Annotated in this window: 20 protein-coding genes; 14 read left to right on the top strand and 6 right to left on the bottom strand. The window is 72.4% G+C overall.

Going from position 1 to position 20,573, the window contains the following annotated elements:
* The first annotated feature begins 382 nt into the window (after positions 1 to 382).
* The 3 genes from aceE to ACZ470_RS26340 all read left to right on the top strand — a co-directional run bounded on the left by aceE (position 383) and on the right by ACZ470_RS26340 (position 4,798).
* The gene (aceE, locus tag ACZ470_RS26350) at positions 383 to 3,085 is read left to right on the top strand and encodes a pyruvate dehydrogenase (acetyl-transferring), homodimeric type (protein ID WP_468431034.1); all 2,703 of its coding nucleotides are present in this window, start codon (positions 383 to 385) and stop codon (positions 3,083 to 3,085) included.
* Between the two features lie 62 nt (positions 3,086 to 3,147).
* The gene (locus ACZ470_RS26345) at positions 3,148 to 4,122 is read left to right on the top strand and encodes a helix-turn-helix transcriptional regulator (RefSeq protein WP_468431033.1); all 975 of its coding nucleotides are present in this window, start codon (positions 3,148 to 3,150) and stop codon (positions 4,120 to 4,122) included.
* Between the two features lie 157 nt (positions 4,123 to 4,279).
* Positions 4,280 to 4,798: a DUF4240 domain-containing protein gene (locus ACZ470_RS26340; RefSeq protein ID WP_468431048.1), complete on the top strand. Its 519-nt coding sequence runs from the start codon at positions 4,280 to 4,282 to the stop codon at positions 4,796 to 4,798.
* Between the two features lie 19 nt (positions 4,799 to 4,817).
* Here ACZ470_RS26340 and ACZ470_RS26335 read toward each other — a convergent pair whose 3' ends face one another.
* Together ACZ470_RS26335 and ACZ470_RS26330 are read right to left on the bottom strand one after the other, a co-directional pair.
* Positions 4,818 to 4,994: a hypothetical protein gene (locus ACZ470_RS26335; protein ID WP_468431031.1), complete on the bottom strand. Its 177-nt coding sequence runs from the start codon at positions 4,992 to 4,994 to the stop codon at positions 4,818 to 4,820.
* Positions 4,991 to 5,797, bottom strand: a complete 807-nt coding sequence (locus ACZ470_RS26330; protein WP_468431046.1) for a peptidoglycan recognition protein family protein — start codon at positions 5,795 to 5,797, stop codon at positions 4,991 to 4,993. Before ACZ470_RS26330 ends, ACZ470_RS26335 begins: the two co-directional genes overlap by 4 nt.
* A gap of 307 nt (positions 5,798 to 6,104) precedes the next feature.
* Here ACZ470_RS26330 and ACZ470_RS26325 point away from each other — a divergent pair, with 307 nt between their 5' ends.
* Positions 6,105 to 7,289: a MarP family serine protease gene (locus ACZ470_RS26325; RefSeq protein ID WP_468431029.1), complete on the top strand. Its 1,185-nt coding sequence runs from the start codon at positions 6,105 to 6,107 to the stop codon at positions 7,287 to 7,289.
* 10 nt (positions 7,290 to 7,299) lie between these two features.
* Here ACZ470_RS26325 and ACZ470_RS26320 read toward each other — a convergent pair whose 3' ends face one another.
* Positions 7,300 to 7,791, bottom strand: coding sequence for a GNAT family N-acetyltransferase (locus ACZ470_RS26320; protein ID WP_468431027.1), 492 nt, complete (start codon positions 7,789 to 7,791; stop codon positions 7,300 to 7,302).
* A gap of 72 nt (positions 7,792 to 7,863) precedes the next feature.
* Here ACZ470_RS26320 and ACZ470_RS26315 point away from each other — a divergent pair, with 72 nt between their 5' ends.
* Together ACZ470_RS26315 and ACZ470_RS26310 are read left to right on the top strand one after the other, a co-directional pair.
* Positions 7,864 to 8,766, top strand: coding sequence for a TIGR01777 family oxidoreductase (locus ACZ470_RS26315; RefSeq protein WP_468431025.1), 903 nt, complete (start codon positions 7,864 to 7,866; stop codon positions 8,764 to 8,766).
* Positions 8,767 to 8,992: 226 nt separating this feature from the next.
* Positions 8,993 to 10,396 (top strand): NAD(P)/FAD-dependent oxidoreductase, encoded by a 1,404-nt coding sequence (locus tag ACZ470_RS26310; protein ID WP_468431024.1) that lies wholly within the window; start codon positions 8,993 to 8,995, stop codon positions 10,394 to 10,396.
* A gap of 213 nt (positions 10,397 to 10,609) precedes the next feature.
* On the opposite strand, the gene ACZ470_RS26305 is transcribed toward ACZ470_RS26310, so the two are convergent.
* Positions 10,610 to 12,076: a regulator gene (locus tag ACZ470_RS26305; protein ID WP_468431022.1), complete on the bottom strand. Its 1,467-nt coding sequence runs from the start codon at positions 12,074 to 12,076 to the stop codon at positions 10,610 to 10,612.
* A gap of 288 nt (positions 12,077 to 12,364) precedes the next feature.
* Here ACZ470_RS26305 and lipB point away from each other — a divergent pair, with 288 nt between their 5' ends.
* The 4 genes from lipB to ACZ470_RS26285 all read left to right on the top strand — a co-directional run bounded on the left by lipB (position 12,365) and on the right by ACZ470_RS26285 (position 15,541).
* Complete coding sequence (gene lipB / locus ACZ470_RS26300; RefSeq protein WP_468431020.1) at positions 12,365 to 13,162, top strand: lipoyl(octanoyl) transferase LipB; 798 nt, start codon at positions 12,365 to 12,367, stop codon at positions 13,160 to 13,162.
* A gap of 166 nt (positions 13,163 to 13,328) precedes the next feature.
* A complete protein-coding gene (lipA, locus tag ACZ470_RS26295; protein WP_451837018.1) occupies positions 13,329 to 14,294 on the top strand; it encodes a lipoyl synthase in 966 nt (321 codons plus the stop codon).
* Between the two features lie 292 nt (positions 14,295 to 14,586).
* Positions 14,587 to 14,799, top strand: a complete 213-nt coding sequence (locus tag ACZ470_RS26290; RefSeq protein ID WP_468431018.1) for an SCO2195 family GlnR-regulated protein — start codon at positions 14,587 to 14,589, stop codon at positions 14,797 to 14,799.
* A 37-nt stretch (positions 14,800 to 14,836) separates the two neighbouring features.
* The gene (locus ACZ470_RS26285; protein WP_468431017.1) at positions 14,837 to 15,541 is read left to right on the top strand and encodes a DUF4191 domain-containing protein; all 705 of its coding nucleotides are present in this window, start codon (positions 14,837 to 14,839) and stop codon (positions 15,539 to 15,541) included.
* Positions 15,542 to 15,622: 81 nt separating this feature from the next.
* On the opposite strand, the gene ACZ470_RS26280 is transcribed toward ACZ470_RS26285, so the two are convergent.
* On the bottom strand, positions 15,623 to 16,093 hold the full coding sequence (locus tag ACZ470_RS26280; RefSeq protein WP_468431015.1) for an RDD family protein: 471 nt from the start codon (positions 16,091 to 16,093) through the stop codon (positions 15,623 to 15,625).
* Positions 16,094 to 16,303: 210 nt separating this feature from the next.
* On the opposite strand from ACZ470_RS26280, the gene glnA reads away from it, so the two are divergent.
* The 3 genes from glnA to ACZ470_RS26265 all read left to right on the top strand — a co-directional run bounded on the left by glnA (position 16,304) and on the right by ACZ470_RS26265 (position 19,562).
* Positions 16,304 to 17,713: a type I glutamate--ammonia ligase gene (gene glnA / locus ACZ470_RS26275; protein ID WP_468431013.1), complete on the top strand. Its 1,410-nt coding sequence runs from the start codon at positions 16,304 to 16,306 to the stop codon at positions 17,711 to 17,713.
* 130 nt (positions 17,714 to 17,843) lie between these two features.
* Entirely contained in the window at positions 17,844 to 18,101 is a 258-nt protein-coding gene (locus ACZ470_RS26270; protein WP_190162157.1) for an SCO2583/SCO2584 N-terminal domain-containing protein, read from the top strand.
* A gap of 69 nt (positions 18,102 to 18,170) precedes the next feature.
* Entirely contained in the window at positions 18,171 to 19,562 is a 1,392-nt protein-coding gene (locus ACZ470_RS26265) for a HEAT repeat domain-containing protein (protein ID WP_468431011.1), read from the top strand.
* 25 nt (positions 19,563 to 19,587) lie between these two features.
* Here ACZ470_RS26265 and ACZ470_RS26260 read toward each other — a convergent pair whose 3' ends face one another.
* Positions 19,588 to 19,902, bottom strand: a complete 315-nt coding sequence (locus tag ACZ470_RS26260) for a hypothetical protein (RefSeq protein WP_468431009.1) — start codon at positions 19,900 to 19,902, stop codon at positions 19,588 to 19,590.
* A gap of 232 nt (positions 19,903 to 20,134) precedes the next feature.
* Here ACZ470_RS26260 and ACZ470_RS26255 point away from each other — a divergent pair, with 232 nt between their 5' ends.
* Positions 20,135 to 20,494, top strand: a complete 360-nt coding sequence (locus ACZ470_RS26255; RefSeq protein ID WP_468431007.1) for an arsenate reductase family protein — start codon at positions 20,135 to 20,137, stop codon at positions 20,492 to 20,494.
* The last annotated feature ends 79 nt before the right edge of the window (positions 20,495 to 20,573 follow it).

Raw genomic sequence — 20,573 nt, 5'->3', positions numbered from 1 at the left:
CTTTTTCCCCCCCCCCTCCCTTCCCCTCCTTGGGGGTCTCCGCCCCCAGACCCCCTTCGCGCAGTTCCCCGCGCCCCTGAAGGGGCGCGGGGAACTGCGCGAAGAGCCACAGCCGGCCCGCAGCCGCCGTACGACGCAAGCGCCCGAGCTCGCATGCGCGCACACACCCTCACCTGCGCAAACCCCCCGACCGGTCAGTCACCCCGTGCCATCGCCGAAGGCACCGCGTGCCTACTTTCTTGGGATCGAGAGATTTTGCCGTCAACCCTTTGATCGATCATCGATCAGGAGGTTATTGTCGCCTGCGGGCTTCACCCGAGCCCTCCGCCCTGTCCTGCCAAAGACACAAGGGCACCCCCCTTCGACTGAGGAAGGCGGCGACATGACCGACCCCAACGCCATCCAGCCGAGCGAGCTCGACCAGCTCCCGGACCGCGACCCCGAGGAGACCGCCGAGTGGCAGGCCTCCCTGGACGCCGTCACCAAGGCGGCCGGGCCGCACCGTGCCGCGTACCTGATGCGCCGCACCCTGGAGCGGGCGGAGGGCGCCGGCCTCGCGCTGCCGAAGCTCCTCGAGACCGACTACGTCAACACCATCCCCACCTCCGCCGAACCGGCCGTGGACGGCGACGAGGCGATGGAGCAGCGGATCACCGCCTGGAACCGCTGGAACGCGGCGGCCATGGTGACCCGCGGCAGCAAATACGGCGTCGGCGGCCACATCGCCACCTTCGCCTCCGCGGCCTGGCTGTACGAGACCGGCTTCAACCACTTCTTCCGCGGCAAGGAGGGTGACGGCTCCGGCGACCAGCTCTACATCCAGGGCCACGCCTCCCCCGGCATCTACGCCCGCGCCTTCCTCGACGGCCGGATCAGCGAGCAGCAGCTCGACAACTTCCGCCGTGAGGCGGGCGGCAACGGCCTGCCGTCGTACCCGCACCCCCGCCGCCTCCCCTGGCTGTGGGAGTTCCCGACCGTGTCGATGGGCCTCGGCCCGATCTCCGCGATCTACCAGGCGCGCTTCAACCGCTATCTGACCAGCCGCGGCATCAAGGACGTCTCCGACTCCCACGTCTGGGCGTTCCTCGGCGACGGCGAGATGGACGAGCCCGAGTCGACGACCGCGCTCACCCTCGCCTCCCGCGAGCGGCTGGACAACCTGACCTTCGTCATCAACTGCAACCTCCAGCGCCTCGACGGACCGGTCCGCGCCAACTTCAAGATCGTGCAGGAGCTGGAGGCCCAGTTCCGCGGCGCCGGCTGGAACGTCATCAAGACGCTGTGGGGCACGGCGTGGGACGAGCTGTTCCGGCTCGACACCACCGGCGCGCTGGTACGCCGGCTCCGTGAGGTACCGGACGCGCAGGTGCAGACGTACCAGACGCGCGACGCCGCCTACATCCGCGAGGACTTCTTCGGCAAGGACCCGGCGCTCGTCGAGATGGCGAAGCTGCTGAGCGACGACAAGATCCTCGAGTGCTTCCACCTCTCGCGCGGCGGCCACGAGTCCCGCAAGGTCTACGCCGCGTACAGGGCCGCGCTCGCCCACAAGGGCGCGCCGACCGTGATCCTGGCGCAGACGGTCAAGGGCCACACCCTCGGTGAGGGCTTCGCCTCGAAGAACGCCAACCACCAGATGAAGAAGCTGACGGTGGACGAGTTCAAGGCGATGCGCGACCGGCTGGAGCTGCCGATCCCGGACTCCCGGTTCGTCGACGGCGTGGTCCCCTACGTCCACCCGGGCGCCGACTCCCCCGAGGTGCGCTACCTCCAGGAGCGCCGCGCCGCCCTCGGCGGTCCCGCCCCGGCCCGCCGCGTGCACCCGGTCGCCCCGCTGCCCCAGCCCGCCGACAAGGCGTTCGCCGCCTTCGACAAGGGCTCCGGCTCGCAGAACGTGGCCACCACCATGGCGTTCGTCCGCCTGGTCAAGGACCTGGTCCGCGACAAGGAGACCGGAAAGCGCTGGGTGCCGATCGTCCCCGACGAGGCGCGCACCTTCGGCATGGAGAGCCTCTTCCCGTCCCTCGGCATCTACTCGCCGATGGGTCAGACGTACGAGCCGGTCGACCGCGACCAGCTGATGTACTACAAGGAAGCCAAGAACGGCCAGATCTTCAACGAGGGCATCACCGAGGCCGGTGCCATGGCCGAGTTCGTCGCCGCCTCGACGTCGTACGCGACGCACGGCGAGACGATGATCCCGTTCTACATCTACTACTCGATGTTCGGCTGGCAGCGCACGGGCGACCAGATGTGGCAGCTCGGCGACCAGCTCGGCCGCGGCTTCCTGGTCGGCGCCACGGCGGGCCGCACCACACTGACGGGCGAGGGCCTCCAGCACGCCGACGGCCACTCCCCGGTCATCGCGGCGACCAACCCGGCGGCGCTGACGTACGACCCGGCGTTCGCGTACGAGCTCGGTGTCATCGTCAAGGAGGGTCTGCGCCGGATGTTCGGCGAGGCCCTGCCCGGCGAGGACCAGAACGTCTTCTACTACCTGACGGTCTACAACGAGCCGCTGCCGCAGCCCGCCAAGCCGTCGGCCGCCGGCATCGACGAGGGCATCGTCAAGGGCCTGTACCGCTTCAACACGGCAGAGTCCGCGGGCCTGTCCCCGGCCGCGAACGCCCCGCGCATCCAGCTGCTCGGCTCCGGTACGGCGATCCACTGGGCGCTGAAGGCGCAGCGGCTGCTCGCCGAGGAGTGGGGCGTGGCCGCCGACGTGTGGTCCGCCACCTCGTGGACCGAGCTGCGCCGCGACGCGATGGAGGCCGACGAGGCGCTGCTGCGCGGCGAGGACCGGGTGCCGTTCGTCCGGCAGGCGCTCCAGGGCGCCGAGGGTCCGGTGCTTGCGGTCTCCGACTACATGCGCCAGGTCCCGGACCAGATCGCGCAGTGGGTCGAGCAGGACTACACCTCGCTGGGCGCCGACGGCTTCGGTCTGTCGGACACCCGTGACGCGGCCCGCCGTCACTTCGGCGTGGACGCCGAGTCCATCGTCGTCGCGGCCCTGGCCCAGCTCGCCCGGCGCGGCGAGGTCCAGGCCGCCGCGGTGAAGGAAGCGCGCGAGAAGTACGGCCTGTAAGGCTCGCTCAGGACATGAGGCCCCCGCCCCACTCGGCGGGGGCCTCTTGCATGATGGGGCGCATGCGTGCTGCCCGGTTGATCAAGATGGTGCTGCTGCTCCAGTCCCGGCCCTCGATGACCGCCGCCGAGCTGGCCCGGGAGCTGGAGGTGTCGGAGCGGACGGTCACCCGGGACGCGCAGGCCCTGTCGGAGGCCGGGGTGCCGGTGTACGCGGACCGGGGGCGGATCGGGGGCTACCGGCTGGTGGGCGGTTACCGCACGCGGCTGACCGGGCTGGCGCGGAGCGAGGCGGAGGCGCTGTTCCTGTCCGGGGTGCCGGGGGCGCTGCGCGAAATGGGCCTGGAGGACGCGGCGTCGGCGGCCCGGCTGAAGGTGTCGGCCGCCCTGTTGCCGTCCCTGCGGGACGCCTCCCGCACGGCGGCGCAGCGCTTCCATCTGGACGCCCCGAACTGGTTCCGTGAGGCGGCGACGCCCGAGCTGCTGCCGGCCGTCGCGGACGCGGTGTGGGACGACCGGCGGATCACCGCCCGCTACCGGCGCGGCGAGACCGCTGTGCAGCGGGAGCTGGAGCCGTACGGGCTCGTGCTCAAGGCGGGCGTCTGGTACCTGTGCGCGCGGGTGGCGGGGCGGGGCTCGTTCCGGGTGTACCGGATCGACCGGTTCACGGCGGTGGAGGCGGGTGAGTCGCGCTTCGAGCGCGAGGAGGAGTTCGAGCTGCCCGCGTTCTGGGAGGAGCGGGCGGAGCAGTTCGCCCGGTCGATTCTGCGGGCGGAGGTCGTGGTGCGGCTGTCGGCGGAGGGTGTGCGCCGGCTTCCGCACGCCGTGGATCCGCTGGCCGCGCGGGAGGCGCTCGCGCGGGCGGGGGAGGCGGACTCCGGCGGGTGGGTGACGGTGACTCTGGCGGTGGAGTCCGAGGAGGTGGCTCATACGCAGCTCACGGCGTTGGGGGCGGAGGTGGAGGTGCTGGCACCTCCGGCTCTTCGGGAGCGGTTCGTGGCGGAGGCCGTGCGGTTGGCGTCGCTGTACGGGGGGTGAGGGTGTGGCTCTCCTGGTTTTTTCGCCCCCGCCGCCCCTTCCCTTCCCGTCCCTGGGGGCTTCGCCCCCAGACCCCCATTGCGCAGTTCCCCGCGCCCCTGTCGGGGCTCCTATCGGGGTGCGTTGCTGGGCTGGAGGGTCGATGCTTGACCTCGTGATGGACGAGACGGAGTTCTGGGAGCTGGTGGACGCCGCTCGGGAGGACGCCGAGGGTGATCCGGAGGAGCAGGCCGATCTGCTGGTGGAGCGGCTCGTGCGGCTGGACCCGGAGGCGGTCCTGGACTTCGCCCGTCACTTCGAGTCCCGGTACCACCGCGCCTACCACTGGGAGCTGTGGGGCGCCGCCTGGGTGCTGCTGGACGGGGCGAGCGACGACGCGTTCGACTTCTTCCGGTGCTGGCTGATCGGCCAGGGCCGGGAGGTGTTCGAGGGCGCGCTGCACGACCCGGACGCGCTGGCCGAGCTGCTGGACGACTTCGACGAGGAGATCGACGGGGACGGCGAGGACCTCGGTTACGCGGCGGACGAGGCGTACGAGCAGCTCACCGGGATGGTGGCCCCCGACCTCGACCTGCCCCCGGCACCGGCGGAGCCGGAGGGCACGCCGATCGACTTCGAGAACGAGGCCCTGCTCGCTGAGCGCTATCCGCGGCTCTGGGAGCGGTTCCGGGGCTGAGCGGGCGCGCACCGCCGGTTCACGGGCGCCGGTGGGGTGTCGGTTTGTGGCGCAGGGGCGCGGTGTTGGCCTGCATGAGGGCGGAGGCGGTGTGGGCCGCCGGGCCCAGCACGACGGCGGCGGCGGCGCACAGGGCCGTCCAGGGGCGGCGCAGGACGTCCGCCCAGGTGGTACTTCGGTCAGGGGTGTCGTTCATGGGACCTGCTCTTCGTTCCTTGTGGCGTCGTTCCGTACCGCGGTCTGTGTGCCGTCGGGCACGGTGTCCGGTGCGTCGCGTCCCTGGAGACGGGCGGCCAGGGTGCGGATCTCCGGGAGGCGGGCCTTGAGGGCGGCGCCCGGGCAGTCGGTCATGAAGGCGTCGCTGTGGCCGGCGATCGCGGAGAGTGTGGCGGTCGTGCCGGCCGCGTAGCGGCTGCCGCCGTTGCTGGAGACCAGCCGGACGTCGGCGCGGGGGTCGGTGCCGGACGAGCCGAGCTTCCAGGCGGCCACCGCGGCGATCGCGTGCAGCATCTCGGGCGGCACCTCCGTGCCCTCGGTGAAGGTGCCGAGGGCGGCGATCCCGGTGGTGCGGTGGTTGAAGCCCTGGGTGTGGGCGCCGGTGACGGGGCGGTCGGCGCCGCCCGCGCGACCCTCGTAGACGGTGCCGCAGCGGTCGACGACGAAGTTGTAGCCGAGGTCGTCCCAGTCGCGGCCGGCGGTCTGGCCCTCGTACAGGGACCGGATGACGGCGGGCGCGTCCGCGCAGTCGTAGCCGTTCGGCGAGTCCGTGTGGTGGACGAAGACGGCGGCGACCTCGTCGTCGTAGCGCGGGGGCGGCTGTTCGCGTCCGGCGCCGCCCAGCCAGGCGGAGCGGGGCAGGATCGAGGGCCGGGGCGCCTGGTGGGCGGGCGCGGCCCGCGCGGCGGAGCCGGAGGCGGTCTCGGCCGCGTGCTCGACGCCGTGGGCGCACAGCACCAGGGCGACGGCGGCGGCCAGGCCCGGCAGACAGCCGAGCAGCACCGTGACGGCCCGTGGCGGGCGGGGGGTGTTGGGTCCGCCGGGTATCCGGGAGGCGCGTCGCCTCCGCGCTCCCTGCGGTCTCCTGAGGGCACGCATGATCTCACTGTGCGGCGGCGCCGCCCGGTCCGCGATCCGTGGTGTGCCAGCCGGTGGAACGAGCCGTTGGAACCATCGTCCCGGTCTGCGGCGTTTACCCGATTGCACGCGCGTGCGGCCGCTTCCGGGCGGCCGTCCGCGCGCGTGGCTGATCATCGGGCCGCTCCGGCGCGTACTGATGGTCGGTGGTCCCGAGAGGAAGGCGGCGTGCGTGGACCTGCTCGACATTCTGCTGTTGCTGGTCGTCCTGGCCTACGCGGCGTCCGGTTACCGGCGCGGGCTGCTGGCGGGCTGTGTCTCGCTGGCCGGTTTCGTGGGCGGTGCGGTCGTCGGCGTGTGGCTCCTGCCGTGGGTGATGGACCTGGTGACCCCGGGGACGACCCGGGCGACGGTGACGGCCGTGCTCACGGTGCTGGTACCGGCCGTGACGGGCCATGAGCTGGCGGGACGGCTGGCGCTGCGGCTGCGGCGGGAGCTGGACCGGGGCCCGCTGAGGGTGGCGGACGGGATCGGCGGGGCGGCGGCCAACTCGGTGGCCGTGCTGATCGTGGCGTGGGTGGCGGCGAGCGTGCTGGGCGCGTCCTCCTCGCCGCTGGTGACGTCGGCGATCCGGGACTCGCGGCTGCTCGGCGCGGTGCAGGAGGCGATGCCGGACACCACTCCGGGCTGGTTCTCGGGGGCCACGTCGGCGCTGACCGAGGCGGGTTTCCCGCAGGTCTTCAACCCGTTCGAGAACGAGTCGACCGCCGAGGTCGCGGAGCCCTCCGGCGACAGCGTCACCGCGGCCGCCACCCGGGCCGCGCAGCGGAGCACGGTGAAGGTGGAGGGCGTCGCGGGCACCCAGGGCCGCGAGGGCAGCGGCTTCGTGTACGCGTCGGAGCGCGTGATGACCAACGCCCATGTGGTGGCGGGCATCGACGAACCGACCGTGCGGGTGGGCGGGGTCGGACGGACGTACGAGGCCCGGGTGGTGCTCTTCGACCCGCGGAAGGACGTGGCCGTGCTGTACGTGCCGGATCTGCGGGCGCCGGTCCTGGGCTTCGACGACGACGCCGACCGGGGCGACTCGGCGGTCGTCGCGGGCTATCCGCAGGACGGCGATCTGAACCTCCAGGCGGCGACCGTCGCCAACCGGGTCCAGGCCAGAGGACAGAACATCTACAACGACGCGGAGGTCACCCGCGAGATCTACGCGATCCGCTCCACGGTCCGCCCCGGCAACTCCGGCGGCCCGCTGCTGACCACCGACGGCCGGGTGCACGGCGTGGTGTTCGCGCGTTCCACCTCGGACGCCGAGACCGGCTATGTGCTGACGGCGGACGAGGTGGCGGACGACGCGGCGCGGGCGGCGGACGCGACGGCGCCGGTGGACACGGGAGAGCCGACGGCCTCGTAGGGAGGGCCGCTCAGGTCAGGAACCGCCCCATGAGGACGTCGTCGACGTACTCGCCCCCGACGTGGAACTCCTCCGGCTGGACGCCCTCCACGACGAAGCCCTCGGACTCGTACAGCTTGCGGGCGGCGGTGTTGTGGCCGAGGACGCGCAGGGTGATCCGGCGGGCGCCGCGCTCCCGTGCCTCCGCGACGGCGGCCCGCACCAGGGCCCGGCCCACGCCCAGGCCGCGCGCCTCCTCGGCGACGGCGAGGCCGCGGATCTGCCGTACGTGCGCGTTGGAGGCGAGCTCGGTGGGGAAACCGAGGCGGACGTAGCCCACCAGCCGGCCGCCGTACTCGGCGACGCGATGGTCCCCGGGCCCGGAGCGCTCGCTGAAGAAGGAGTCGTACGGCGGCCGCGGCGGCGGGGTGACGGCGTGCAGGGTGGACCAGGTCTCGCCGTCGAGGCGGGCCAGTTCCCCCTCGTCGTCGGGACGGGCGACGCGTATGAACGGCTCGGGCATGGGGGCCACTGTACGGCGGCCGGGGCGCGCACCGTCCGTGAATTTCGGGCGGTGAGGGGCAGGATGGACGCCATGGAACGTTCCCGAATCGCGGTGACCGGTGCGTCCGGGCTCATCGGTGGCGCGCTGGCCCGGTCCCTGACGGCGGACGGACACGAGGTGGTCCGGCTGGTACGGCGTGCGCCCCGGGCGGCGGGCGAGGTGCGGTGGGACCCGGAGCGGGGCTCCGTGGACGCGGCGGGGCTCGCCGGGTGCGACGCCGTGGTGAATCTGGCGGGGGCCGGGGTGGGCAGCCGGCGCTGGACGGCGGCGTACAAGGCGCGGATCCGGGCGAGCCGGGTGGGCGGCACGACCGCGCTCGCGGAGGCCGTGGCGGGACTGCCCGAGGACGTACGGCCCCGGGTGTTCCTCAATGGCAGCGCGATCGGCTACTACGGCGAGACCGGTGACCGGACGGTGGACGAGAGCGCGCCGGCGGGCGAGGGCTTCCTGCCGGGGCTGTGCGTGGAGTGGGAGGGGGCCGCGGCACCGGCGCGGGAGGCGGGAGTGCGGACGGTGTTCGCGCGGACCGGGCTGGTGGTGGCGCGCGGCGGCGGGGCGTGGGGCAGGCTGTTCCCCCTGTTCCGGGCCGGTCTGGGCGGGCGGATGGGCGACGGACGCCAGTACTGGTCGTTCATCGCGCTGCACGACGAGGTGGCCGCGCTGCGCCATCTCCTGGACACCGAGGGACTGTCCGGACCGTTCAACCTGACCGCGCCCCATCCGGCGACCAACCGGGAGATCACCGAGGCGATGGCGCACGTGCTGCGCCGGCCGGCGGTGTTCGCGGTGCCGGCGCCGGTACTGCGGACGGTGCTCGGGGAAATGGCCGGGGACGTGCTCGGCAGCGCCCGGGTGCTGCCGACGCGGCTGCTGGAGTCCGGCTTCCGGTTCGCCTTCCCCCGGATCGAGGGGGCGGTCAGAGCGGCGCTGTGAGCGCTGTTGCCCGCACCGTGCCCGAAACCGAACCGGAACTGAACTCCCTGCGACCACACCTCACCCACCCGGTGTCCGTATGCGACCGCCGTGCGCCCGTGCTCTGTCCATGCGCGACTGACCGGACGACCGATCACGGCCCTAACCTCGAGCAGAACTCGGGTATCCCTGAGGGCTGTTGAGGGCATGACGTCTCCAGCGCCCGCGCAACCTCGAGGAGGGGCACGTGCTTGAGCCCACGTACCAGGCGGACGTCGTCGTCGTGGGAGCCGGGGTCGCCGGTCTCTCCGCGGCACGACGGCTGACCAGCGCAGGAGTCACCACCCTGGTCCTGGAGGCCGCCCATGAGGTGGGCGGCCGGATGGCGACGGAGAAGATCGACGGCTTCCGGCTCGACCGCGTCGGGCGGCTGCTGTCCACGGCGTATCCCGAACTACGGCGTGCGCCGGGGCTGGACGGGCTGGTGCTGCGGCCCTTCGCGCCCGGCGTCCTGCTGCACAGCGACGGACGGCACCATCGGGCGGGCGTGCAGCCTGGCGCGAAGGGGGCACGTAGCGCGAGGGGCGCACTCCATGCGGTGCGCGCCCTGGCGAGCGCCCCACGTCCGGGCGGCGGGCCCAGGAGGCCGGTGGCGGTGCCCGGACGGCAGGTGTCCGTGCCCCGCAGCCGTACCGGCGCCCCGTTGGGCACGGCGGTCGACCAGGCCCGCCTGGGGGCCGCGTTCAGCAGGCTCGCGGGCACACCGGTGGAACGGCTGCTGGCCCGGCCGGAGACCACGGCGGCCGAGGCGCTGGTGGCGCGGGGCCTGCCCGCCCGCACCATCGACGGCTTTCTGCGCCCCCTGCTCGCCGCCCTGCTGTGCGACCCGGATCTCACCACCTCCAGCCGGTGCGCGGATCTCGCGCTGCGGGCGTTCGCGAGCGGGCGGCTGTGTCTGCCGGAGGGCGGCGCCGAGGCGCTGCCGCAGCAGCTGGCGCGGTCGCTGCCGCCGGGCACGGTGCGCACGGGGGTGCGGGTCACGTCCGTGTCGACGACCTCGGTGACGACCGCGGAGCACGGCGAGTTCCGGTGCGGCGCGGTGCTGATCGCGACGGGCGCGCGGGCCGCCGCCGAGCTGCTGCCCGGGCTGCGGGTGCCGGAGTTCCACCCCGTGACGGTGGTGCACCACACCATGGACGAGCCCCCGGCGACGGGTGCGTCGCTGCTGCTCGACGCCGACCGGGGCGGGCCGGTCGCGCACACGGCGGTGGTCAGCCGGGTCGATCCGTCGCGCGCCCCGGCCGGGCGCACGCTGGTCAGCTCGACGGTGCTGGGGCCGCCCACGGCGGGGGTCGACACGGCCGTACGCATGCATCTGGCCCGGCTGTACGGGGTGCCGACCGGGCGGTGGGAGACGCTGGGCGTGCATCACACGGCGGAGGCGGTGCCGGTGATGCGGCCGCCGCACGATCTGCGGCGGCCGGTGCGGTTGCTGGCGGGGCTGTATGTGTGTGGGGACCATCGGGATACGGGGTCCGTGCAGGGGGCGTTGCACTCGGCTCATCGGGCGGTCGGGGCGATTCTGACGGACCTGGGTGGGGACGGGTCTCTGCACAGTGCGGAGCCGGTGCCGACGGCTCGGGCGGCCTGAAGTCGCCGGCGCGGCCCTGTGGTTGTGGGCCGTGCGGCCCGGTGCGGTGGGGGTGCCCCGCGTTGGTGTGGGCCGGGGGTTGGTCGCGCGGCCCGGCGCTTGCGGGGTGCCGTCGCGCCCACCCGTGCCGCCCCAGCGGCACGACTGCCCGCGGATGGGCGGCATGCGGCTGCCCGCGGGGGGCGCGGCGGGCGGCGCCGGCCCGCCCAACGGTCAGACGTAGGTTGCGACCTTGTCGCGGTAGGTGCGGACGGGGGCCGCGTCGCGGTACGGCTCCAGGCGGCGTTCGAAGTCGCGGACGTACTCCACGGCCCGCACGGACCGCATCTCCGCCGCCTGCCCCGCGGCCTCGGCCGCGAGCTGGCACGCCTGGTCGAGCTCCCCCAGGCCGAGGCGCGCGGTCGCCAGCACCACCCGGCAGAAGAGCCGGCTACGGGCGTACCCCGGCCCCCGCAACTGCAGCGACCGCTCCGCGTGCTGCGCCGCCGCCCGGAACTGCTGAAGATCCCGATGACAGTGCCCGAACTCGTCGGCGAGCTGCGCCTCGTCGAAGAACCGTGCCCAGTACGGCACCTCGTCACCGGCCCGAACGCCCTCCATCGCACGCTCGGCGCGCACCAGCGCCGCCGTACAGGCCCGCACCTCCCCAAGCACCCCGTGCCCACGCGCCTCGGCCGCGTGCAGCAGCGCCTGCACGACCGGCGGAGCCGAGCCCCCCGCCCCCTGCTGGGCGACCCGCGCGAGCTGCACGGCCTCCCGCCCGTGCCCGAGGTAGACGGCCTGCCGGCTCATCGTGACCAGGACATACGCCCCGTACGACCGGTCCCCCGCCGCCTGCGCCAGCCGCAGCGCCTGCACGAAGTACCGCTGCGCGAGCCCGTGCGCGGCGATGTCGTACGACGTCCACCCGGCCAGCCGGGTCAGATCCGCGGCGGCGGCGAACAGCCTGCGTCCCGTCTGCTCGCCGTACGTGCCCCGCAGCATCGGCTCGCACTCGTGCTCCAGGTACCGCACGAGGGCCTGCCGGGCGTGCCCGCCGCCGTACGCGTCGTCGAGCGTGCGGAACAGCTCACCGACCGAGCGCAGCGCGGCGATGTCGCCGCCGGAGACCCGGTGACCGGGCCCGCGTTCGGCCGCACCGCGCCGGCGCGCGAGCAGCTCGGCCGGCCCGGCCGCCGGACGGACCGGCGCCCGCCCCTGTGCCGGAACCCGCACCGGCGGCTCCGCGCGGGCCACCTTCTCGTCGGCCCGCCCGATCAGCCAGTCCCGGCTCGGGACGACCAGCCCCGCCGAGGTGAAGGCGATCTTCCGCAGCTCGGCATGGCTGCCGGAGTCCTTGCGCCACAGCCCGCTGACGATGTCGACGGCCTCCTCCGGCGTGGCCGCGAACTCGAGTCCCGCGTAGACCGGCGCGCAGGCGTCGAGCCCGAGGTCCTGCGCGGTGAGCCGGCGGCCCAGGCGCCGGGTGAAGACCTCGGCGATCAGCGCCGGTGTGGTGCCCCTCGGCTGCTGCCCGCGCAGCCAGCGGGTGACGGACGTCTTGTCGTATCTCAGGTCGAGCCCGTGTTCGAGACCTAGCTGGTCCACGCGACGGGCGAGTCCCGCGTTGGAGAACCCCGCTTCTGCGATGAGCGCGGCGAGCTGTCGGTTGGGGGTGCGCTGCGCGGGTCGTTCCGTCATCTGCGGTGCGGTCTCCTGCCTTCCGGCTGAGCGAGGTGCCCGGATTGCCTGTGAGCAGCCCTTATGGCTTCGTGGACGGCGCGAATGTAGCGGAGAGTAAGCACCTGATCGCACACTTCCATCGGCATTCATCCGATCGTGTGAGGATTGGCCCGGATGCTGACGTACGGGCCGGGCGGCATCCACGACCACACCGGCCACACGGCCCCCGATCGGCCCCCGGTCGAACGGTCGTACAGTGGCGTGGGCGCGTTTCGTGCCTGACGACCTTCTAGGGAGGCGCTTGCCGTGAGTGAGTTGCGGTTCGTGCGGATGGGCTTCGGGGCCGAGGCCGTGGACTACCAGCTGGCCTGGGACGAGCAGCGCCGGGTGCACGCGGCCCGGTTCGCCGACGAGGTGCCCGACACCGTCATCCTCCTGGAGCACCCCCCGGTCTACACGGCCGGCCGGCGCACCGCGGACAGCGAGCGCCCCCTCGACGGCACCCCGGTCATCGACGTGGACCGCGGCGGCAAGATCACCTGGCACGGCCCCGGCCAGCTGGTGGGCTACCCGATCCAGAAGCTGCCCCGCCCGGTGGACGTGGTCGCGCACGTCCGGCGCCTGGAGGAGGCGCTGATCCGCACCTGCGCGGAGTTCGGCCTGGAGACCACCCGGGTCGAGGGCCGCAGCGGGGTGTGGGTCCTCGGCGACCCGGTCGAGCGGCGCCCCGCGCTCGGCGGCCTCTCCCTGGACTTCGACCCCCGGCTGCACGACGACGAGTTCGACCCCCGCCTGAACGGCCCGGAGTACGCGCCCTCCAACGCCGGCCAGCGCCGCGAGGACCGCAAGATCGCCGCGATCGGCATCCGCGTGGCCAAGGGCGTCACGATGCACGGCTTCGCGCTGAACGTGAACCCCGACAACAAGTGGTTCGACAAGATCATCCCGTGTGGCATCCGGGACGCGGGCGTCGCCTCCCTGGCGAACGAGCTGGGCCGCGACATCACGATCGCCGAGGTGCTCCCCGTCGCGGAACGCCACCTCCGGGACATCCTGGAGAACGCTGAGCTCAAGCCGCGCGTGATCGAGAAGACACCGGCATAAAAGCAGTCCGTCCGGCGTTGAACGTCTCGGCCGGTCAGGTTTGATCGATCAGGCCGAGCGAGGACCGGGGGCGGCTTCCCTCAGCAGGCCGACACCCTCGCCGGGCATTCAAATCAACGGGCGTACGCTTGAGGGCGCCGAAGAATCAATCGCTAGGGAGCCGGTCGTGTCCGCAGTCGCACCCGACGGACGCAAGATGCTGCGCCTGGAGGTCCGCAACAGCCAGACCCCCATCGAGCGCAAGCCCGAGTGGATCAAGACCCGGGCGAAAATGGGCCCCGAATACTCCAAGATGCAGAACCTCGTCAAGAGCGAGGGGCTGCACACGGTCTGCCAGGAAGCCGGCTGTCCGAACATCTACGAGTGCTGGGAGGACCGGGAGGCGACCTTCCTCATCGGCGGCGACCAGTGCACCCGGCGCTGCGACTTCTGCCAGATCGACACCGGCAAGCCCGAGGCCCTGGACCGCGACGAGCCGCGCCGCGTGGGCGAGTCGGTCGTCACGATGGACCTGAACTACGCCACGATCACCGGTGTCGCCCGCGACGACCTGGAGGACGGCGGCGCCTGGCTGTACGCCGAGACCGTGCGCCAGATCCACGCACAGACGGCGGAGCGCGCGGACGGCCGCACCAAGGTCGAGCTGCTCGCCCCGGACTTCAACGCGATCCCGGAGCAGCTGGAGGAGGTCTTCTCCTCGCGCCCCGAGGTCTTCGCGCACAACGTCGAGACCGTGCCCCGGATCTTCAAGCGGATCCGCCCCGGCTTCCGCTACGACCGCTCCCTGAAGGTCATCACCGAGGCCCGCGACTACGGCCTGGTCACCAAGTCGAACCTGATCCTCGGCATGGGCGAGACCCGCGAGGAGGTCAGCGACGCGCTGAAGCAGCTGCACGACGCCGGCTGCGAGCTGGTCACCATCACGCAGTACCTGCGTCCCTCCGTGCGCCACCACCCCGTGGAGCGCTGGGTGAAGCCGCAGGAGTTCGTGGAGCTGAAGGAGGAGGCCGAGCAGATCGGCTTCTCCGGCGTGATGTCCGGCCCGCTGGTCCGCTCCTCGTACCGCGCCGGCCGGCTCTACCGGATGGCGATCGAGAAGCGGGGCGCGTACGTGGCCTCGCAGGCCGTCTGACCCCCGCTCCTCAAACGCCGGAGGAGCTGACACCCAGCCCGTCCGGGGTTTGAGGACGAGCGCGTGTGAATTCACGCACAAGGCGTTACCCGCCAGTAATGGCCGAGACGACGCGGTCCCGACCGTCCTCGCAGATGAGGGCACCGGTCGGGACCGCGTCGGCGTTCCGGTCCCCTCCCACCAGGCTTCATGCCTGTTTGACCGGTCGGTCACGCCCTGGTAACACCAGTCAGTGAGTCTGGAATCACAGCACGTACACCACTGCCCGACCGCTCCGAGGGAGACCTCCACCATGCAGGCCGCGCCCGTCCGCGCCACCGCCATCCCGTCCTTCACCACCGCCCTGCGCGCCGTCGAGTCGCTGCTGATGAGCGGCGGCCAGCGCACCGCCCGGCGCAACGCCTGGACGTCGGTGCTGGAGGACCGCCGTCGCGCCAAGGACCGGGTCGAGGCACAGCGCGTCCTCGACCGCACGACCACCCCTTCCCTGACGAACCGCCCCTGACCGTCCGCCCCCGGCGGGGACACGTAGACTTCATGGCATGGCGAGGAAGGAAACCGCAGCGGACGCTGCGAACCCCGGGCGACTGAAGCAGATCGCCCTGACCTACAAGATGACCCGCAGGGCCGACAAGAAGATCGGTCTTGTACTCGCGGCTGTCGGAATCGTCACCTTCGGTGTCTTCCTCGCGATCGGTTTCTTGATCGGGCACCCCATCTATCTCGGCATCCTGGGCCTCCTGCTCGCCTTCCTCGCGACGGCGATCGTGTTCGGGCGCCGGGCCGAGCGGGCGGCCTTCGGCCAGATGGAGGGACAGCCGGGCGCCGCCGCGGCCGTGCTCGACAACATCGGCCGGGGCTGGACGACGACCCCCGCGGTGGCGATGAACCGCAGCCAGGACGTGGTGCACCGCGCGGTCGGCAAGGCCGGCATCGTGCTGGTCGCCGAGGGCAACCCGAACCGGGTGAAGAGCCTGCTGGCCGCCGAGAAGAAGAAGATGAACCGCATCGTCGCGGACGTCCCGGTGCACGACCTGATCGTGGGCACCGGCGAGGGCCAGGTCGAGCTGAAGAAGCTGCGCACGACGATGCTCAAGCTGCCCCGCGTGCTCACCGGCCCCCAGGTCACCGCGACCAACGACCGGCTGCGCGCCCTGGGCGACCTGATGAGCAACATGCCGCTGCCGAAGGGCCCGATGCCCAAGGGCATGAGACTGCCGAAGGGCGGCAACCCGAGGGGCCGCTGACCCATCTCCTCCTCCTACGACGACGGGGGCGCCGGAATCACTTCCGGCGCCCCCGTCGTCGTATCACGTGGGAGGCGGCCGTCAGACGCGCACCTCGACCGTGCGGGCCAGCCGGTCGTGCAGTCCGCGGCCGTCGCGGTCCCAGATCAGCGCGGGCACGGCGAGACACAGCAGGGCGGAGCGCAGCAGCCCGCGCAGCGGCTGGACCCGGCCGGTGTCGAGGGCGACCACCCGCAGACCGAAGAGACGCTTGCCGGGGGTGAAGCCGACCGTGCCGACGGTGAGGACGCTCAGTGCGAGGAACACGAGCAGCGCCCAGTTGCTGGTCGTCTGTCCGTCGTAGCCGTCGGTGATCAGACCGTATGCGATCAGGACGCACAGGCCCCAGTCCACGGCGAGGGCGCCGAGCCTGCGGCCGGGGCGTGCGATCGAGCCCGGTCCGTCCTCCGGCAGCCCCAGTTGCTCACCCCGGTAACCGAACTCGGCACCGGCGTCCTCCAGGGCCGCGCGGGGCCCGGAGAGCCATGATCCGATTGCTTGCCTGTTGTCCACCCGTCCACGGTACTGCGCCCGTATATGACCGGGGGACGGCGGGGTGCGTCGGGGCTACCGTGGGAGATGGGCCGGTTAACTTGTGCGAAACAAATGGGTCACGCCCGAGAAATGACCCGTCCCTAGGGTCGAGTGCAGCGTGTGCCACCCGCACTGGCCGCACGAACGATCTACCACCCCGGCGGGACGGTCGGGAGTAGGAGGAGCTGGATGTTCCAGAACGCCGACGAGGCCAAGAAGTTCATCGCGGACGAGGACGTCAAGTTCATCGACGTCCGGTTCTGCGACCTCCCGGGTGTGATGCAGCACTTCACGGTGCCTGTCGACGCGTTCGACCCGGACGAGGAGCTGGCCTTCGACGGATCCTCGATCCGTGGTTTCCAGGCCATTCACGAGTCCGACATGGCCCTGCGCGCGGACCTCTCCACCGCCCGTGTCGACCCGTTCCGCCGCGACAAGACGCTGAACGTCAACTTCTTCATCCACGACCCGATCACGGGCGAGCAGTACTCCCGCGACCCGCGCAACGTGGCCAAGAAGGCCGAGGCCTACCTCGCCTCCACCGGCATCGCCGACACCGCGTTCTTCGGCCCCGAGGCCGAGTTCTACGTCTTCGACAGCGTCCGCTTCAAGACGTCCGAGAACGAGTCCTTCTACCACATCGACTCCGAGGCGGGCGCCTGGAACACCGGCGCGCTGGAGGACAACCGCGGTTACAAGGTCCGTTACAAGGGCGGCTACTTCCCGGTCCCGCCGGTCGACCACTTCGCCGACCTGCGCGCCGAGATCTCCCTGGAGCTGGACCGGGCCGGCCTGAAGGTCGAGCGCCAGCACCACGAGGTGGGCACCGCCGGCCAGGCGGAGATCAACTACAAGTTCAACACGCTGCTCGCCGCCGCCGACGACCTCCAGCTCTTCAAGTACATCGTGAAGAACGTGGCCTGGCGCAACGGCAAGACCGCGACCTTCATGCCGAAGCCGATCTTCGGTGACAACGGCTCGGGCATGCACGTCCACCAGTCCCTGTGGGCGGGCGGCGAGCCGCTGTTCTACGACGAGCAGGGCTACGCCGGCCTGTCGGACCTGGCCCGCTACTACATCGGCGGCATCCTCAAGCACGCCCCGTCACTGCTGGCCTTCACCAACCCGACGGTGAACTCGTACCACCGTCTGGTGCCGGGCTTCGAGGCCCCGGTGAACCTGGTGTACTCGCAGCGCAACCGCTCCGCCGCGATGCGTATCCCGATCACCGGTTCGAACCCGAAGGCCAAGCGCGTCGAGTTCCGCGCCCCGGACGCCTCCGGCAACCCGTACCTGGCGTTCTCGGCGCTGCTCCTCGCCGGTCTGGACGGCATCAAGAACAAGATCGAGCCGGCCGAGCCGATCGACAAGGACCTCTACGAGCTGGCTCCCGAGGAGCACGCCAACGTGGCCCAGGTCCCGACCTCCCTCGGCGCCGTCCTCGACCGCCTCGAGTCCGACCACGAGTTCCTCCTCCAGGGCGACGTCTTCACGCCGGACCTGATCGAGACGTGGATCGACTTCAAGCGCGCGAACGAGATCGCCCCGCTCCAGCTCCGCCCGCACCCGCACGAGTTCGAGCTCTACTTCGACGTGTGATCGGCCCACGGCGCCCCCGTCCCCGGTTCGTCCGGGGGCGGGGGCGCCGTCGTGTGTCCGGAATCCTTCCCTCTCCACGTCCGGCGAGGGATCCTTGGTCTGACACTGTTGTTCGAGAGAGGTCACGGGGATGTCCGAGAGGGACGACGAGGAGCGGGAGTTCGACATCAAGTGGGCGGACGGCGCCGAGCACAAGGAGCCGTCGGCCCGGGCCCGGATGCTCGCCGCCCGCTGGAAGGACAACCCGCCCGGACCGGTCCCGTTCCGCGGTGAACCGGAGCACCGGGGGTCGGCCGGCCGCTCGTCGTGGGTGTCGACGGCCGTGGTGCTCGGCTGCGTCGTCGCGGTGATCGTGCTGCTCGGCTACATCAACTTCCGCCCGTACTAATTCCCGCGACGGGCCGCCGCCCGGCCCCTACGATCACCCGGAACGGCAGGTCGGCGGGGTGGGGCGGGCATGGACGACGACTTCAGGAGCGGTGGGACGGCGGCGGTCCGGGTCGCGCGGGGCGTGCCCCTGGCGGAGGCCCTGGACACCGGTGATCCCGGTGCCTGGACCGCGTTCGACGTCGGGGTGCGGCAGATGCTCCAGTACCGGCGGGCGCCACTGCCGGCTCACGTTCTCCCCGCCATCGACGCGGAGGCCCGGCTCGCGCTCGCGATGTGCCATCCGGACGGGCGGGTGCGTGAGGCCGCGCTGGACGGGATCGCCGGGCATCCCGTGCTGCTGCCGCTGCTGGTCGTGCGGGCGGGTGACTGGGCGGCGCCCGTGCGTGAGCGGGCCCGGCGGTTGCTGGGCGAGGTGCTCGACATGGGGACGGCGGTCCGCCTGGCGCCGGTGATCCTGCGGGTCGGCGGGCGTGAGCGGGGCGCCTTCGGGGTCGGGCTGCTGGACGGTGTGCTGCGCCGGGCGCCGCGTGAGCGGCTGCTGCCGCTGCACACCCACACCGACCGCGCCGTACGCCGGTTCGCTCTCCGGTCGGCCGTCGAGGTGGGGCTGCTCTCCCCCGGCGAGCTGGCGCGCCGCGCCTCCTGGGACGACGACGCGGTCGTCCAGACCCTGTGCGCCGACGCCGCCCTTGCCGCCGTGACGGGCGAGGGCGACTGGGACGACGTACTGGAGCCGCTGCTGGACGCCCGTAGTCCGCGGGCGCGGGCGGCCGGGGTCACCGCGCTGCGGCGGGCCGGGCGTCCCGACCGGGCGGTGGGGTTCCTCGCCGACCGGTCCGCGGTCGTACGGGCCTGTGCGCGGTACGTCGTACGGCAGCACGGTACGGATCCGCTGCCCTGGTACCGGGAGCGGTGCGCAGGCCCCGCGGTGCCGCCCGGTGCGGTGATCGGGCTCGCGGAGTGCGGGGAGCGGGCGGACGCCGCCCTGCTGCGGCCGCTGCTCGCCCACCCGGAACCGAGGGTACGGGCGCGGGCGGTGGCCGGGCTGCGCACGCTGGACGCGACCGACACGGCACGGCTGCTGCCGCTGCTCGACGACCCGGCACCCGGTGTGGTGCGGGAGGCGGCCACCGCGCTGCTCCCTTCCGCCGGGCAGCTGCCCGACGCCCCGCTGATGGCGCGCCTCGGCGCCGAGCGGGCCCGGCATGTGCGGGTCGCCGTGTTCCGGCTGCTCGACGCGCGTGGCGGGATCGTGGCGCTGCGGGCCGGGGTCGCCCTCCTGGACGACCGGGACGACAAGCTCCGAGCCTGGGCCGGGCAGTCGGTGCAGCGGTGGCATCCGGGGGCGGACACACCGCGTGGGGACCCGGAGGTCGGTGAACTGCTGGACCGGGCCGGGCGTCTGTTCAGCGACTACGTCCTGAAGCGGCGCAAGTGGGAGGCGGGGCTGCCCGGTTGAGGCAGCCCCGCCTCCCGGCCGGGTCTCAGCGGTTGTAGCGCATGAACGCGCGCACCATGTGGCAGGTGGTGTCCGACGGCGGGTGCACGCCGATCAGCTCCGCCGTGCTCCGGATCGTCTCGTTGCGGGCCTGGTTGGGCAGGTAGACGCCGGAATCGAGCAGGGCGATGGCGAGCCGCATCGCCTTGAGCCGGCGGTTGTGCGTGACGTACCACTCGCGCGGGCGGCCCGCCGGCAGCGGGCGCTTCTCCACCGGGGCGCACGGCATTTCGAGCAGCACGGGACGCTTCGCGGTGGACTGGGTGGGCAGGGGCTTCGGCTTCAGTGCGGCAGCGGGCACGGGCATCCTCCTGTCGCGGTCGGAGCGGTCCGCCGAGATCCCCGACGACCTCGGCCCCACTCTCGAACACTGCTTCCATTCTACTGCCCGCCACTGACAACGAGCAGACCTGCCAGAGGCCATAAATCCGCTGGTGGACACGGGTTTTGTCGTGGTGTCACAGCAGCCCCGGGAGACACGCGCGAGGGGGCGAGAAATTCGAACAGCGAGGCGGCGGCGTACCGTGTGCGACATGGAGATCTGGATCAATCCGGCCTGTTCCAAGTGCCGTAGCGCCATCAGCCTGCTCGACGCCGAGGGGGCCGAGTACACCGTCCGCCGGTATCTGGAGGACGTGCCGAGCGAGGACGAGATCCGGGCGGTGCTGGAGCGGCTGGACCTGGAGCCGTGGGACATCACCCGGACGCAGGAGGCCGTCGCGACGGAGCTGGGGCTCAAGGAGTGGGCGCGGGACGCCGGTACGCGCGACCGCTGGATCGCGGCCCTCGCCTCGCATCCCAGGCTGATCCAGCGGCCGATCATCACGGCGGACGACGGGACGGCGGTCGTGGGCCGCACGGAGGAGGCCGTACGGGACGCCCTCTCCCGTTGAACCCGCCTGTGACGCAGGCCACTTCGGCGACTTGACCCGACCGATGAGTAACTCCGTTCGGTATCTCGTACATAGCGGC

The organism is Streptomyces sp. NPDC031111 (assembly GCF_055570675.1).
Note: the sequence above shows the minus strand (reverse complement) of the source record. Positions and strands in the feature narration are given on the sequence as shown.

Coding starts and splice junctions, on each gene's coding strand:
- aceE (WP_468431034.1), top strand. CDS start 383: ATGACCGACCCCAACGCCATCCAGCCGAGCGAGCTCGACCAGCTCCCG.
- ACZ470_RS26345 (WP_468431033.1), top strand. CDS start 3,148: ATGCGTGCTGCCCGGTTGATCAAGATGGTGCTGCTGCTCCAGTCCCGG.
- ACZ470_RS26340 (WP_468431048.1), top strand. CDS start 4,280: ATGGACGAGACGGAGTTCTGGGAGCTGGTGGACGCCGCTCGGGAGGAC.
- ACZ470_RS26335 (WP_468431031.1), bottom strand. CDS start 4,994: ATGAACGACACCCCTGACCGAAGTACCACCTGGGCGGACGTCCTGCGC.
- ACZ470_RS26320 (WP_468431027.1), bottom strand. CDS start 7,791: ATGCCCGAGCCGTTCATACGCGTCGCCCGTCCCGACGACGAGGGGGAA.
- ACZ470_RS26315 (WP_468431025.1), top strand. CDS start 7,864: ATGGAACGTTCCCGAATCGCGGTGACCGGTGCGTCCGGGCTCATCGGT.
- ACZ470_RS26305 (WP_468431022.1), bottom strand. CDS start 12,076: ATGACGGAACGACCCGCGCAGCGCACCCCCAACCGACAGCTCGCCGCG.
- ACZ470_RS26290 (WP_468431018.1), top strand. CDS start 14,587: ATGCAGGCCGCGCCCGTCCGCGCCACCGCCATCCCGTCCTTCACCACC.
- ACZ470_RS26285 (WP_468431017.1), top strand. CDS start 14,837: ATGGCGAGGAAGGAAACCGCAGCGGACGCTGCGAACCCCGGGCGACTG.
- glnA (WP_468431013.1), top strand. CDS start 16,304: ATGTTCCAGAACGCCGACGAGGCCAAGAAGTTCATCGCGGACGAGGAC.
- ACZ470_RS26270 (WP_190162157.1), top strand. CDS start 17,844: ATGTCCGAGAGGGACGACGAGGAGCGGGAGTTCGACATCAAGTGGGCG.
- ACZ470_RS26265 (WP_468431011.1), top strand. CDS start 18,171: ATGGACGACGACTTCAGGAGCGGTGGGACGGCGGCGGTCCGGGTCGCG.
- ACZ470_RS26255 (WP_468431007.1), top strand. CDS start 20,135: ATGGAGATCTGGATCAATCCGGCCTGTTCCAAGTGCCGTAGCGCCATC.